Consider the following 12,951-nt stretch of genomic DNA (forward strand, 5'->3'; position numbering starts at 1 on the left):
GCGATTCTGCATTGCGGCAAAGCGCAACTTCAGGAGGCAACGATGGCTCTGGACACTGAAAGCGACCTTGCAACGTATGAGGCGCCGGAGAAGGATCTTTACGAGGTGGGGGAAATGCCCCCGATGGGATATGTGCCCAGGACCATGTATGCGTGGGCGATCCGGCGTGAACGCCACGGGGAGCCTGACAAATCCTTTCAGGTCGAGGTGGTGGACACGCCGACGCTCGACAGCCATGAGGTGCTGGTCCTCGTGATGGCCGCCGGGGTGAATTACAACGGTGTCTGGGCGGGCCTGGGCGTTCCGATCTCGCCCTTCGACGGGCACGGGGCGGAGTATCACATCGCGGGTTCGGATGCCTCCGGGATCGTGTGGGCCGTCGGGGATAAGGTGAAGCGGTGGAAGGTGGGCGACGAGGTCGTGATTCACTGCAACCAGGACGACGGCGACGATGAGGAATGCAACGGCGGTGATCCGATGTTTTCCCCGTCGCAGCGGATCTGGGGCTATGAGACGCCGGACGGCTCTTTCGCGCAGTTCACCCGCGTGCAGGCGCAACAGCTTCTGCCGCGTCCGAAGCATCTGACGTGGGAGGAAAGCGCCTGTTACACGCTGACGCTCGCCACCGCCTACCGGATGCTGTTCGGGCATCATCCGCATGAGTTGAAGCCGGGCCAGAACGTGCTCGTCTGGGGCGCGTCCGGCGGTCTGGGCAGCTTTGCCATTCAGCTTATCAATGCCGCAGGCGGCAATGCGGTCGGCGTCATCTCGGACGAGGACAAGCGCCAGTTCGTCATGGATCTGGGCGCCAAGGGCGTGATCAATCGCAAGGATTTCAACTGCTGGGGTCAGCTTCCGACGGTGAACACACCCGAGTATGCCGCATGGTTCAAGGAGGTGCGCAGGTTCGGCAAGGCGATCTGGGATATCACCGGCAAGGGCAACAACGTTGATATCGTCTTTGAACACCCCGGAGAGGCGACGTTCCCCGTGTCCTGCTTTGTCTGCAAGAAGGGGGGCATGGTGGTGATCTGCGCCGGCACGACCGGGTTCAACTGCACCTTCGACGTGCGCTACATCTGGATGCACCAGAAGCGCCTTCAGGGCAGCCATTTCGCGCATCTCAAGCAGGCGGCGGCCGCCAACCGCCTGATGGTGGAGCGCCGCATCGACCCCTGCATGTCAGAGGTGTTCCCGTGGGAAGACATTCCGGGCGCGCACATGAAGATGCTGCGCAACGAACACAAGCCCGGCAATATGGCCGTACTCGTGCAGGCGCCCCGGACGGGGCTGCGCACGCTGGAGGATGTCATCGAAGCTGGCAAGTAACCTTCGGTCTCAAACCGCGCCTTCGAACCGCCCGCGAATCGCCTGCCCGCGTCGCGGGCGGTTTGCGTTCGGCGGGGTGGGGTTAGGAGTATCAAGGGCTTGCAGATCGGCCCCTCACCATTTCTGGGGAGTTGGAATCCGTGAATATTCGCGGAGAAGTCACTCGTGCTATGCTTGTGTTAACCTTCCATTAACTTCTGAAAAAGAGAGTTGGCATGAGATACGACTGGATACTTGACGTGCTTGCGGACCTGCAAACCTTTGCCCGTTCCAACGGGTTGGAGCTGCTGTCCGACCAGCTTGAAGACAGCCGTTTTGTCGCTACGGCGGAGATCGTGGCACTGCACGAAGGAAGTGGTGAAAACCACGCGGGGGGGCATGAAGCAGCGGCGCACGCACATATTGGAGGAGTTGGAACGCGCGCAAGGGCTTGAATCCATGCAGGCCGCGATCGAGGCCTTGCGTGACGATTTTGCGGTCACCCATATGGTCTATCACTGGGTCAATTCCGCCGGGGAGCAATACGGCTGCGGCACCTATTCCGACGAATGGCGCGATCGCTATATCGAGATGAAGTATGTCCGCGTCGATCCGGTGATCATCGGTTGCTACCAGACTTTCCACCCCGTTGACTGGAAACAACTCGACTGGTCGGGCAAGGCCACCCGCGCCTTTCAGAAAGAGGCCATGGCGCATGGCGTCGGCAATCAGGGCTATTCCGTTCCCGTGCGCGGCCCCAACGGGCAATTTGCCCTCTTTACCGTCAGCCACCATGGCCGGGACGACGATTGGGCCACTTTCACCGACGCCAACCGGGAGGATCTGATCCTGATCGCCCATGCCTTCAACAAGAAGGCGTTGGAGTTCGAACCGGACCGCCGCCCCGACCCGACCAGCCCGCTCTCCCCGCGCGAGGTGGACGCGATGACGCTTGTTGCGATGGGCTATTCGCGGGCGAAGGTGGCGGATTCGCTGAATATTTCGGAACATACATTGCGCGTCTATATCGAATCGGCGCGTCACAAGCTCGGGGCGCTCAACACCACCCACGCCGTCGCGCGGGCGCTGAGTCGCGGGTTGATCGTTGTCTGAGGGTTAACGCGCCGCGCCGCCGGCTTGCCGCGCCTTAACCTCCGCGCCCTAGCCCTTTTCCCCATCGGCAACAGGGGAAGGGACGCAGAATGCTCCGCTACATCTACGCGCAGGACCTCCACAATTATCCAAAGCTGCAACGCAGCATGTTCCGCGACCGGGCGGAGCAGTTCAGTCACCGGCTCGGCTGGGCGGTCAGCGTCGATGAGCATGGCGAAGAGCGCGACGAATACGATGCGCTCAATCCGCTTTATGTCATCTGGGAACGCGCCGACGGGCGGCACGGCGGGTCCATGCGCCTCTTGCCGACGACGGGGCCTTGCATGGTCAACGACCATTTTCTGCATCTGACCGGCGGGGTGCGGATCGAAAGCCCGCTGATCTGGGAATGCACGCGCTTCTGTCTCGCCCCCGAGACCGACCCGCGCACCGCCGCGGCGCTGATGCTCGGCGGGGGGGAGATCATGCGCTGCTTCGGGGTGAAGCATTACGCGGGCGTCTTCGATGCGCGCATGGTGCGGATCTACCGCATGATCGGTTCCTCGCCAGAGGTGATCGGCGCAGAGGGCAGGGGCCGCGACCGGATCAGCGTCGGCTTGTGGAGTTTCACCGCCGAAGCGCGCCGCGCGGTGGCCCGGCGGGCCGGCCTCTCGCCCGAGGTCTCAAAGCTCTGGTTCGATCGCGCTTTCGGCCGCGCGCCGCAACCCTGCATGGCCCGCAGCGCCTGAGGCGCATCGCGTCTGGCACTCCGGCGCGGCGGCGGGTAGGGTCGCGCCATGACCGGCACGGCGCTTACCTTCTCCGATGATCAGGCCACGGCCTACGATGCCGTGGCCGGGCTTCTGCGCGGCACGGGCATCGACATCGAAGAGGGGATGCTGACCCCGCCACGCGGCGAAACCGAGACCGTTGCGGCGGTGATCGGCAAGGCCGGGTCGGGCAAGACAATGCTTCTGGCGGAACTGGTCAAGGCGCTGGAGGCGGCAGGCGTCGAAACAGTCTCTGGCGATTATGAGGGGCGGCGGCGCAAGGACCGCCGCACCCTTGCGGTTCTCGCCCCCACCAACAAGGCCGCGAGCGTGCTGCGCATGCGCGGCGTGCCCGCGACCACCATTCACCGCATCATCTATACCCCGGTCTATGACCCGGAATACGAGCGGATCGCCGAATGGCTTGCCGGCAACGGCGAAAAGCCAGAGATCGAAGGGCTGACCGAACAGGCGCTCGATCGTGCGCATGCCTTCTATCAGGTGCAGAAATCCATTCCCGGCGCGCTGGCGGCGGCGGGGCTGCGTGGCAGCGATTTCATCACCGGCTGGAAACGGCGCGAGGAACCGCTCGATGTCGGCTTCGTGGACGAATCCTCGATGCTCGACGACCGGCAGTTCGAGGATCTCAAGGCGATTTTCCCCACGCTCCTTCTGTTCGGTGATCCGGCGCAGCTCGCCCCAGTCAATCAGTCCGGCTCCATGATCTTCGATGGCCTGCCGGAGCGGTCCAAGCTCGAACTGCACCGCATTCACCGGCAGGAGGCGGACAACCCGATCCTCGATCTGGCCCATGCGCTGGCCGATCCCGATCTGGGGTTCGAGGATTTCGAACGGCTGGTGGAGCAGGCGGCGGCGCGCGATGACCGCGTGGTTCTCGGCCAGCGGGTCGAGGTGGACCTGATGGCGCGCTCTCCGGTGCTGGTGTGGCGCAACGCCACGCGCATCCGGCTGATCAACGCCTTTCGCCGGGTCCACGGTGCGCCCGAGGATGCGCTTCTGCCCGGAGAGCCTCTGGTGTGCGACGGGCTGGAACTGCCGCTCAAGCATCGCAAGAAGCGTCTGGATCTTGAGGCGCGGGGCCTGATCAAGGGCGCGCAGGTGATTTATCTCGGTCCCGGCCGCAAGCCCGGTTTCTCGCGGCTGCATGTCATCGGGGCCGAGGATCCGCAGGTGTCCGCCGCCTCCATCGTGAAGATCGAGAAACCGGACGAGGAAGAACCCTTCATCCCCTTCGCCGCGCGCATGGGGGCGACCTTCCTGCACGGGGCGGCGGTGACGATCCACAAGGCGCAGGGTTCGCAATGGGACGAGGTGCAGGTCTTTGCCCCCGACCTTTTCGCCGCCGCGCGCATGGGGCGGGTCGAGGCGGGGCAACCGCTCTGGAAACGGCTGGCCTATGTTGCGATCACGCGGGCGCAATCGCGGCTCTACTGGGTGGTGCGCAACCGACTGTCGCGCCCGACCTACACGCTCACGACCGAGGATCTGCGCGCCGCGCCCGCGCCGCTCGAACTTGAGGAAGAGGACATGTCATGAAAACCATTCTGATCACCGGCGCCAGTTCAGGCATTGGCCGCGCCACGGCGGAGCTGTTCCTTGACAAGGGTTGGCAGGTGGGGCTTCTGGCGCGGCGCCGCGACGCGCTGGAGGATGTGGCGCAGGGCCATGACGGCGCCGTGATCCTGCCCGCCGATGTCACCGACCCCGACGCGACGGCCCGCGCCTTCGACAGCTTTGCCGCGAAGGCCGGTCGGCTTGACGTTCTGTTCAACAATGCCGGCATGTTCGGCCCCTCGGCCCCGCCCGACGAGGTGACGGTGGAGGACTTCGACGCGGTGATGGCGGTCAATCTGCGCGGGATGTTCATTGCCGCGCGGCTCGCCTTTGCGCAGATGCGGGCGCAGGTGCCGCAGGGGGGGCGGATCGTCAACAACGGCTCGATCTCCGCCCACAGCCCCCGGCCCGGGTCGATCTGCTATACCACGACCAAGCACGCGGTCACCGGGCTGACAAAATCGCTGTCGCTCGATGGCCGGCCCTTTGATATCGCCTGCGGACAGCTCGACATCGGCAACGCGCGCACCGAACTGGTGCAGGCGCTGGTGGACAAGGCGCGGCAAGACGATCCCGACGCGTCCGGCCCGCCGACGATGGATGTGACCCACGCGGCGCGTGCGGTGCTGCACATGGCAGAGCTTCCGGCAGAGGCGAACGTGCAGTTCATGACGGTGACGGCCACGCAGATGCCCTTTATCGGGCGCGGTTAGGCGACTGTCGCTTGCCACTGGAAATCCACCGAACAGGGGCTTAGCCTGCTGCGCAGAACAGGCAGGGGGCCGGCAGTTTGGTGATTTCATTCCTCGCGGACAGCCTGGCACGCGGTGCCGATGCGGTTGGCGATTCGATTTCAGAGACATTCTTCGAGCCGGTGATCCGTCTGGGCGTCACCGGGCTGGCACGCTCGGGCAAGACCGTCTTCATCACCTCGCTGGTGGCCAACCTGATGGACCGCGGGCGCATGACCGGGCTTGTCGCGGCGCGCGAGGGGCGGATCGAGGCGGCCTTTCTGCAACCGCAGCCTGACGACACCGTGCCCCGCTTCGACTATGAATCGCACCTTGCCGCGCTGACCGCGTCAACCCCTCACTGGCCCGAAAGCACGCGCGCGGTTTCCGAACTGCGGCTGTCGCTGCGGGTGCGGCCCGGGGGGTTCCTGTCGGGACTCTCCGGGCCGCGCACGGTTCATCTCGACATCGTGGACTATCCCGGCGAATGGCTGCTCGATCTGGGGCTGCTGGATAAATCCTATGCCGCATGGTCGGCCGATGTTCTGTCGCGCCTCGACGCCCGACCGCAGGCCGAGGGCTTTCTCACCACGATGCGGGCCGCCGACGCGGCAGCAGAGTTTCAGGAGGGCGCCGCGCGCACGCTGGCCGATGCCTTCACCGCCTATCTGGCCGCGGCGCGGGACGCTGGGTTTTCCGATTGCACGCCAGGGCGGTTCCTTCTGCCCGGCGATCTGGCCGGCTCTCCGGTGCTGACCTTCGCCCCGCTGCCAGCGGTGCCGGGCGCGCCGCGCCGCTCTCTCTGGCGCGAGATGGAGCGTCGCTATGAGGCGTATAAGGCGCAGGTGGTGAAGCCCTTCTTTCGGGACCACTTTTCCCGCATCGACCGGCAGGTGGTGCTGGTCGATGCGCTTGGCGCGATCCACAAGGGACCAGGGGCGGTGGAGGATATGCGCCACGCGATGCATGATATTCTCGGGGCCTTCCGTCCGGGGCGGAATGCCTTTCTCACCCGGCTTCTGCGCGGGCGGCGGGTGGAGCGAATCCTTTTCGCCGCGACCAAGGCCGATCACCTGCACCACCGGCAGCATCCCCGCCTGACCGCGATCATGGAGGCGCTCGTTCGCGATGCCCGAGAGCGGGCGCGCTTTGCCGGGGCGGAAACGCAGGCGATGGCCATTGCCGCCCTGCGCGCCACCGTCGAGGAAGAGCGCGAGCACGAGGGGCGGACCCTCGGATGCGTGCGCGGAACGCTGCTGGAGAGCGGGCGGCAGGCCGCCTTTCACCCTGGTGAGTTGCCCGACGATCCCGCGCGCCTTCTCGGCCCCGCGCGGGAGGGCGCACAGGCGTGGCTCGACGGAGACTACGGGGCGATGCGCTTCGCCCCCGCCCCGCTGACGCTGCGCCCCGGTGATGGCCCGCCGCATATCCGGCTCGACCGGGCGGCGCAGTTCCTGATCGGGGACCGGCTTTGACCGCGCTGATCCGGCCTGCCCGGCCCACCGATGCCGGCGCGACCGGAGAGATTCTTCATACCCGCCTTGAAGAGGCATCCCCCGGACAGGGCCTCTATTCCGGGGCGCAGGCGATCGCCTTCTGCGGGCAGATGATCGGGCGTGATTGGGTTCGCGTGGCAGAGCATGACGGCGCGGTGCAGGGGTTTCTGGCGCGTGAGCAGGGGTATATCCACGCGCTCTATCTCGCGCCCGGCGCCTGCGGGGCGGGCATCGGACGACGCCTGATCGAGGACGCCAGGCGCACGCGCGATCAACTGCGCCTGCGTGTGCTGTCTGCCAATACCGGCGCCCGCCGGTTCTACACCCGTCTGGGATTTGCCGAGACGGACCGGGGCGACGGGCGCGACAACGATGAAAACCTGCCCGACATCGGCTATGAATGGCGCAGGGAGGCGACATGACAAAAGGTCCGATCCTGATTGACCTAGAAACCACAGATGCCCCGCGCGTGGCGGAGGCGGAGCCCGTGCCCGATGATGGTCCCGCGCCGCAGGGCCAGGCCATGCAATCCGCCGCGCATCTTGCCGCCCGCCGCCCGTCGCGGCTGGCGCGCTGGTTCTGGGGGCTTGCGGGCGCGCTGCTCGCCGTGGCGCTGTCGGTGGGCGCGTGGGACTTCGCAACTGCCCTGCTGGCACGCTCACCGGCTTTGGGCTGGTCGGTGACGGCGTTGATCTCTGCGCTTGCTGTCGTGTTGCTTCTGATCGCTGTGCGCGAGCTTTCCGGGATTGCCCGGCTCAAGCGTATCGACTCGCTGCATCACTCTGCGGCGGAGGCGCGCGCTTCGGATGATCTGTCGGGCGCGCGCGCGGTGCTGGCGCGGCTGGACGACCTCTATGCCGGGCGGGAAGAGGCCGCCTGGGGCCGGCAGCGGATGGCAGAGCGTGCGGGCGACATTGTCGATGCCGAGGATCTCCTGACGCTAGCGGAGGCGGAGCTTCTCACCCCGCTTGATGCTGCGGCCCGCGTCGAGGTCGAGGCGGCCGCTCGGCAGGTGGCTGCGGTCACGGCGCTGCTGCCGCTGCCGCTGGCCGATGTGATCACTGCGCTGGCGGCCAACATGCGCATGATCCGGCGGATCGCGGAAATCTACGGCGGCCGCGCCGGGGTGCTGGGAAGCTGGCGCCTGACCCGTGCGGTGATGACTCATCTGATCGCGACAGGGGCCGTCGCGGTCGGCGATGACATGCTCGGCTCGCTGGCCGGGGGCGGGCTGCTGTCAAAGCTCAGCCGCCGCTTTGGCGAGGGCGTGGTCAACGGTGCGCTGACCGCGCGGGTCGGTGTCGCTGCGATGGAGGTCTGCCGCCCGCTTCCCTTCACCTCGGGGCGGCGGCCCTCGGTGTCGGGCATCGTGCGGCGCGCGCTGACCGGGTTGTTTCCCGGCACGTGATGCGGCGTCGGAGAGGGCGGAGGTGAAGGCATGACGGAACACGGACATACCCAGCCAGAGGTGGAGGCGCGGATCAACGCTCCGCCGGGGCGCGGTTTTCTGCGTGACATGATCTATGGCGGAATCGACGGGTCGATCACCACCTTTGCCATTGTCGCGGGGGTTGCCGGCGCCGGTCTCTCGCCCTTCGTGATCGTGGCGCTGGGTCTGGCGAACGTGCTCGCCGACGGGTTCTCGATGGCCGCCGGAAACTATGCCGCCACCAAGTCGGAACTGGATGACATGCGCCGCCTGCGGCGGATCGAGGAGCGTCACCTGCGCGATCACCCGGAAGGAGAGCGCCGCGAAATCGTCGAGATCCTCCGCCAGAAAGGATTGAGCGGCAAGGTGCTGGAGGCCGCGGCGGATGCCATTCTGGAAAATCCGGACGCCAGCGTGCAACTCATGCTCGAAGGGGAATACGGGCTGGCGGGGGTCGATCCGCACCCGATGCGGGCGGCGCTGGCGACCTTCGGCGCCTTTCTCGTGGCCGGAATGATTCCGCTGATGCCTTTCGTTCTGGGGTTGGGCGATGCCTTCGTGCTGTCGGCGGTCGCAACAGCCGGGGTGTTCTTCTTGATCGGCGCGCTCAAAAGCCGCTGGACCATCACCCCGTGGTGGCGCTCCGGTCTGGAAACGCTCGCCATCGGCGGCGTGGCGGCGGCGCTCGCCTTCGCGGTCGGGAGCCTGTTTCATCCCTGATCGCGGCGGCGCGCGCGCTGTCTTTCTCTGTTCTGCAAATACTCGAAATGCAACGCACGCCACGTTCACAACGGCCCGGATGGTCGTTTGCAGCCTGTCAATACCGACGCAATACCGACGTTATACCGACGCGATGCCGAAAGCGGATTTTTAGCGAAATCAGCGCATTAACCCTGATTCGCGCCTATCAGGCCGGAACCCGCCCCACAAGGCAGAACCGAAGCCGCCCGGCCGGACGCGCGTCGGTGATCCCCTTGGGTCCGGCATGGCAATAGAGGCGCAGCAGTTCCAGCACATCGTCGAGATCCTCCTGCGGCCTGATCCCTGAAAAAAGGTAGGCCGGCTTGCCCGGCGCCCGAAGCGCGAGCGAGACCGGATCGTCGCAGATATTCATGCACTCCGCGCCGCGCACTTCGACCCCGCAAAGCCCGTCATCGGCCTCCAAAGCGCGGCGCAACGCCTCTGCGAATTCGCGCCCTTCGGGGGGCTGCCCGGCTCTGGCGCAGCTTTCGCAGATGTGGATGACATGTGACATGCCCGGCCCCTTCATGCTGGACGACTCGCGCCTGCGATGGCAAAATGAGGTTTGTTCCCGGCAGCCATAGCATCTCATGACCGACCTCACCATAACCACTGGCGATCCGCGCGATCCGCAGGCCACCGCGTTGCTTGAGGCAAGTCAGATGCTCATGCGGTCGCTGTTTTCGCCCGAGGACAACCATTATCTGCCCATCGACGCGCTCTGCGCGCCGCACATCCGGTTTTTCGTTGCGCGCAAGGGTGATCGGCTGCTCGGGTGTGCGGCGCTGGCGGACATGGGAGGCTATGGCGAGATCAAGTCGATGTTCGTGGACCCCGAGACTCGCGGGCAGGGCGTTGGCGATCGTCTGCTGGAACAGTTGGAGTATGAGGCGCGCGAACAGGGACTTCCGGAGCTTCGGTTGGAAACGGGCAACGCCCTGCATGAGGCGATCCGCCTCTATCGGCGGCATGGGTTCACCGAATGCGAGCCTTTCGGCGACTACGAGGCCAACGCCACATCGGTCTTCATGCAGCGCGCATTGGGCTAATCACATCCGGGCGGTCCGAGCGGATTCCTATCGCAGATCGGCACCGCGCGCTGCGGTCCCTGCCTGATACGTGCCAGATCGTCCGGCTGACCGCACTTCAGGATACCAAGAACCACCGCCGCATCGCCGCGCAACTCTCTCACCGGGCAGCCGGTGACCTGCTCGATCGCGGTTTCGGCCCGGCGCGCAACGGCCCCCAATCTTGGGGCATACTGCGGGTTCACGCGAATCGCCTCGGCCAGCCGGCCGCGGCGGCGCACGTCGAAAGTGCTGCCTTGCACGGTGATGCGTGTCACCTCCGCCCCGCGAAAATGCGGGCTTGGCGTGTTGCAAGCGGCCAGAAAGACAAGGGCCGCGCCGAGAAACTTCTTCATGATCCCAGAGTCGATGGCATTCGTTAACGAACCCTTAACCAGGCTCGTGAGGGTGGATCACAATGCCGCATTTATATTCCAAAAATGGAATGTAAATATATTCGGCAAATGGAATGTTATTGGAGGACCTCGCCATGACGACCCGATCCACACGCCCGGCGGATACCTATTCGCCGCTCTACTTCCTCGCCTCGCTCGGGGCAGGGGGGCTTTCCGTGACCTTTTTCATGTATCTGATGTTCTGGGTGCCGCATCCGGGCAAGCCAGTGCCGACATTCGAGGACATTTCCGCCGCCTTCGCAACCGGCGGCCCGGCCCTTCAGGCCGCGATAGTGATCGCGGTTCTGGGCATCGCGGCGATGGTGTTTCTCAACATCAAGTCGCTGCTCTGGAATCTTTCGGCACTTTCGGCGTTTCGCAAGACGAAAGCCTATGAAACGCTGCGCAACTCCAATGCGGAATCAACGCTTGCCGCGATGCCGCTGGCCCTGGCCATGACAGTGAATGCGCTGTTCATCGTGGGGTTGGTGTTCGTGCCGGGTCTGTGGTCCGTGGTCGAATATCTGTTCCCTCTAGCGCTGGTGGCCTTTGCGGCCATAGGGTGGATCGCCTTCCGCATCATCGGCGATTTTCTCGGTCGGGTGCTGTCGAAAGGCGGGCTTTTCGATGTGACAGCGCATAACAGCTTTGCCCAGATGCTGCCCGCCTTCGCGCTGTCGATGGTGGCGGTGGGGCTGTCCGCCCCGGCTTCCATGAGCGTGAACCCGGCCACCGTGGGCATCTCTCTGATCCTGTCCACCTTTGTCGGAACGGCGGCCATCGTCTATGCCCTTTTGGCGATCACGACCGCGTTCAGCTCGATGCTTCAGCATGGCACAGCGCGCGAGGCCGGTCCGACCCTGATGGTCGTGGTCCCGCTGATGACGGTGCTCGGTATCATGTTCCTGAGGCAGAACCACGGGTTGCACGGCTTCGGCGTGGAGGTCGGCGCAGGAGATACAATGATGCTGACCGCACGTCTGCTGGCCGTGCAGGTGTTGTTCCTGATGCTCGGGATGCTGGTGCTGATCCGGCAGGAGTACTTCAAGGATTTCGTGTTCGGCGAAAAGACCTCTCCGGGATCCTATGCGCTGGTCTGCCCCGGTGTGGCGCTTTCGGTGATGATCCAGTTCTTCGTGAACAAGGGGCTCGTGGGCGCCGGGCTGGTCGAGAAATTCGGCACCGCCTATTGGATCGTCACCGCGGTGGCCCTACTCGCGCAGGTGGCGATGATCGCGCTCGTTCTGCGGCTCAACCGTCAGCATTTCTCGCGCGAGAAAGCGGCAACCGTGCCTGCGGAATAACCCGCCACCAGATGATCGCACTGCTGGGGCGCCCTGCCGGGGCGCCCCTTTCGCTGGGGGCGCCCGGACTTGCACAGGTCCGACTGGCGTGGTCATATGCTTCGATCAGTTTTTCGGATCACCTCCGCAGGATGCCCAATGCCCTTCCAGAAAGTCACGCCGGAGAAGCTCTCGACATCGGTTGTCCGTCAGATCGAGCTGCTGATTCTGCGCGGGATTCTGCGCCCCGGTGAGCGGCTCCCGTCAGAGCGTGAACTATCGGATCGCCTCGGTGTGTCGCGCCCCTCGCTGCGCGAGGCGATTGCCGAATTGCAGGAACGCGGGTTGATCGCGTCGAAAGCCGGGGCCGGCATTTTCGTGGCAGATGTGCTGGGCAATGCATTCTCCGACGCCCTGATCCGTCTTTTTTCCACGCATGACGAGGCGGTGATCGACTATGTCTCGTTTCGCCGCGACATGGAGGGGCTTGCCGCAGAGCGTGCGGCGCGTCTGGCGTCCGATACAGACCTGAAGGTGATCCAGACGGTATTCGACAAGATGCAGGTCGCCCATCCCAAGCGCAACCCGGCCGATGAGGCACGGCTGGACGCCGATTTTCACCTCGCCATCATCGAAGCGAGCCATAATGTGGTCATGCTGCACATGATGCGCTCAATGTATCAGCTTCTGCGAGAGGGGGTGTTTTACAATCGCACCATCATGTTCAAGCAGCGCGCGACCCGGTCAGAGCTGCTTGAGCAGCACCGCGCCATCAACGAGGCGCTTCAGGCCCGCGATGCCAAGGGCGCCCGCACCGCCGTTGAAGCGCATCTCGATTATGTCGAGGCGCGGCTTTCGGATGAACGGCGAACGATTCTTCATGAGGAAGTGGCACGTCAGCGCTTCGAGCACGAGCGGAACCGCCACTAGTCAGACAATCACGAGGTGGGCCAGAGGCGAAATGCGCCTCGCCTCTCAGAGTCTGATTCAAAACTATCTGAGCATTATTAATCCCTTGCGAGATGGCGTGTGACGCGTCGAATGTGGGCGATTGTGATCCACGC

At 64.8% G+C, this 12,951-nt stretch carries 15 protein-coding genes; 13 read left to right on the forward strand and 2 right to left on the reverse strand.

Annotated elements, in window-relative coordinates:
• Positions 1 to 42: 42 nt before the first annotated feature.
• The 10 genes from ccrA to BMW66_RS17110 all read left to right on the forward strand — a co-directional run bounded on the left by ccrA (position 43) and on the right by BMW66_RS17110 (position 9,121).
• The gene (gene ccrA / locus BMW66_RS17065; RefSeq protein ID WP_093120226.1) at positions 43 to 1,329 is read left to right on the forward strand and encodes a crotonyl-CoA carboxylase/reductase; all 1,287 of its coding nucleotides are present in this window, start codon (positions 43 to 45) and stop codon (positions 1,327 to 1,329) included.
• A gap of 215 nt (positions 1,330 to 1,544) precedes the next feature.
• Positions 1,545 to 1,763 (forward strand): hypothetical protein, encoded by a 219-nt coding sequence (locus BMW66_RS17070; protein WP_093120227.1) that lies wholly within the window; start codon positions 1,545 to 1,547, stop codon positions 1,761 to 1,763.
• Between the two features lie 4 nt (positions 1,764 to 1,767).
• Entirely contained in the window at positions 1,768 to 2,421 is a 654-nt protein-coding gene (locus tag BMW66_RS17075; RefSeq protein ID WP_245729530.1) for a helix-turn-helix transcriptional regulator, read from the forward strand.
• Between the two features lie 89 nt (positions 2,422 to 2,510).
• Complete coding sequence (locus BMW66_RS17080; RefSeq protein WP_093120230.1) at positions 2,511 to 3,149, forward strand: acyl-homoserine-lactone synthase; 639 nt, start codon at positions 2,511 to 2,513, stop codon at positions 3,147 to 3,149.
• A 48-nt stretch (positions 3,150 to 3,197) separates the two neighbouring features.
• Positions 3,198 to 4,727, forward strand: coding sequence for an ATP-dependent DNA helicase (locus BMW66_RS17085; protein WP_093120232.1), 1,530 nt, complete (start codon positions 3,198 to 3,200; stop codon positions 4,725 to 4,727).
• The gene (locus tag BMW66_RS17090; RefSeq protein WP_093120234.1) at positions 4,724 to 5,458 is read left to right on the forward strand and encodes an SDR family oxidoreductase; all 735 of its coding nucleotides are present in this window, start codon (positions 4,724 to 4,726) and stop codon (positions 5,456 to 5,458) included. The genes BMW66_RS17085 and BMW66_RS17090 overlap by 4 nt, the downstream gene beginning before the upstream one ends.
• Before the next feature lie 77 nt (positions 5,459 to 5,535).
• Complete coding sequence (locus BMW66_RS17095; protein WP_093120236.1) at positions 5,536 to 6,951, forward strand: YcjX family GTP-binding protein; 1,416 nt, start codon at positions 5,536 to 5,538, stop codon at positions 6,949 to 6,951.
• On the forward strand, positions 6,948 to 7,394 hold the full coding sequence (locus BMW66_RS17100; protein WP_093120237.1) for a GNAT family N-acetyltransferase: 447 nt from the start codon (positions 6,948 to 6,950) through the stop codon (positions 7,392 to 7,394). Before BMW66_RS17095 ends, BMW66_RS17100 begins: the two co-directional genes overlap by 4 nt.
• Positions 7,391 to 8,380: a YcjF family protein gene (locus tag BMW66_RS17105; RefSeq protein WP_093120239.1), complete on the forward strand. Its 990-nt coding sequence runs from the start codon at positions 7,391 to 7,393 to the stop codon at positions 8,378 to 8,380. Before BMW66_RS17100 ends, BMW66_RS17105 begins: the two co-directional genes overlap by 4 nt.
• A gap of 30 nt (positions 8,381 to 8,410) precedes the next feature.
• Positions 8,411 to 9,121, forward strand: coding sequence for a VIT1/CCC1 transporter family protein (locus BMW66_RS17110; protein ID WP_093120241.1), 711 nt, complete (start codon positions 8,411 to 8,413; stop codon positions 9,119 to 9,121).
• A 187-nt stretch (positions 9,122 to 9,308) separates the two neighbouring features.
• Here the strand turns inward: BMW66_RS17110 and BMW66_RS17115 are convergent, their stop codons facing one another.
• Positions 9,309 to 9,656: a DUF1636 family protein gene (locus tag BMW66_RS17115; protein WP_093120243.1), complete on the reverse strand. Its 348-nt coding sequence runs from the start codon at positions 9,654 to 9,656 to the stop codon at positions 9,309 to 9,311.
• A 76-nt stretch (positions 9,657 to 9,732) separates the two neighbouring features.
• Here BMW66_RS17115 and BMW66_RS17120 point away from each other — a divergent pair, with 76 nt between their 5' ends.
• Positions 9,733 to 10,191 carry a GNAT family N-acetyltransferase gene (locus BMW66_RS17120; RefSeq protein WP_093120244.1) on the forward strand — a complete coding sequence of 153 codons (459 nt, stop codon included), beginning with the start codon at positions 9,733 to 9,735 and terminating at the stop codon, positions 10,189 to 10,191.
• Here the strand turns inward: BMW66_RS17120 and BMW66_RS17125 are convergent.
• Entirely contained in the window at positions 10,188 to 10,565 is a 378-nt protein-coding gene (locus tag BMW66_RS17125) for a hypothetical protein (protein WP_175483289.1), read from the reverse strand. The two genes, BMW66_RS17120 and BMW66_RS17125, sit on opposite strands and share 4 nt — an antisense overlap.
• Positions 10,566 to 10,699: 134 nt before the next feature.
• On the opposite strand from BMW66_RS17125, the gene BMW66_RS17130 reads away from it, so the two are divergent.
• Together BMW66_RS17130 and BMW66_RS17135 are read left to right on the forward strand one after the other, a co-directional pair.
• Positions 10,700 to 11,908, forward strand: coding sequence for a TsoY family (seleno)protein (locus BMW66_RS17130; RefSeq protein WP_093120246.1), 1,209 nt, complete (start codon positions 10,700 to 10,702; stop codon positions 11,906 to 11,908).
• Positions 11,909 to 12,046: 138 nt separating this feature from the next.
• Complete coding sequence (locus tag BMW66_RS17135; RefSeq protein ID WP_093120248.1) at positions 12,047 to 12,817, forward strand: FadR/GntR family transcriptional regulator; 771 nt, start codon at positions 12,047 to 12,049, stop codon at positions 12,815 to 12,817.
• Positions 12,818 to 12,951: the final 134 nt, after the last annotated feature.

Origin of the sequence: Salinihabitans flavidus, assembly GCF_900110425.1 — a bacterium.
Lineage (GTDB): Bacteria > Pseudomonadota > Alphaproteobacteria > Rhodobacterales > Rhodobacteraceae > Salinihabitans > Salinihabitans flavidus.

Bases quoted from the DNA above. Each gene is read 5' to 3' on its own strand.
- BMW66_RS17075 (WP_245729530.1), top strand. From the start codon at position 1,768: ATGCAGGCCGCGATCGAGGCCTTGCGTGACGATTTTGCGGTCACCCAT.
- ccrA (WP_093120226.1), top strand. From the start codon at position 43: ATGGCTCTGGACACTGAAAGCGACCTTGCAACGTATGAGGCGCCGGAG.
- BMW66_RS17110 (WP_093120241.1), top strand. From the start codon at position 8,411: ATGACGGAACACGGACATACCCAGCCAGAGGTGGAGGCGCGGATCAAC.
- BMW66_RS17125 (WP_175483289.1), bottom strand. From the start codon at position 10,565: ATGAAGAAGTTTCTCGGCGCGGCCCTTGTCTTTCTGGCCGCTTGCAAC.
- BMW66_RS17080 (WP_093120230.1), top strand. From the start codon at position 2,511: ATGCTCCGCTACATCTACGCGCAGGACCTCCACAATTATCCAAAGCTG.
- BMW66_RS17070 (WP_093120227.1), top strand. From the start codon at position 1,545: ATGAGATACGACTGGATACTTGACGTGCTTGCGGACCTGCAAACCTTT.
- BMW66_RS17090 (WP_093120234.1), top strand. From the start codon at position 4,724: ATGAAAACCATTCTGATCACCGGCGCCAGTTCAGGCATTGGCCGCGCC.
- BMW66_RS17120 (WP_093120244.1), top strand. From the start codon at position 9,733: ATGACCGACCTCACCATAACCACTGGCGATCCGCGCGATCCGCAGGCC.
- BMW66_RS17105 (WP_093120239.1), top strand. From the start codon at position 7,391: ATGACAAAAGGTCCGATCCTGATTGACCTAGAAACCACAGATGCCCCG.
- BMW66_RS17115 (WP_093120243.1), bottom strand. From the start codon at position 9,656: ATGTCACATGTCATCCACATCTGCGAAAGCTGCGCCAGAGCCGGGCAG.
- BMW66_RS17135 (WP_093120248.1), top strand. From the start codon at position 12,047: ATGCCCTTCCAGAAAGTCACGCCGGAGAAGCTCTCGACATCGGTTGTC.
- BMW66_RS17085 (WP_093120232.1), top strand. From the start codon at position 3,198: ATGACCGGCACGGCGCTTACCTTCTCCGATGATCAGGCCACGGCCTAC.
- BMW66_RS17130 (WP_093120246.1), top strand. From the start codon at position 10,700: ATGACGACCCGATCCACACGCCCGGCGGATACCTATTCGCCGCTCTAC.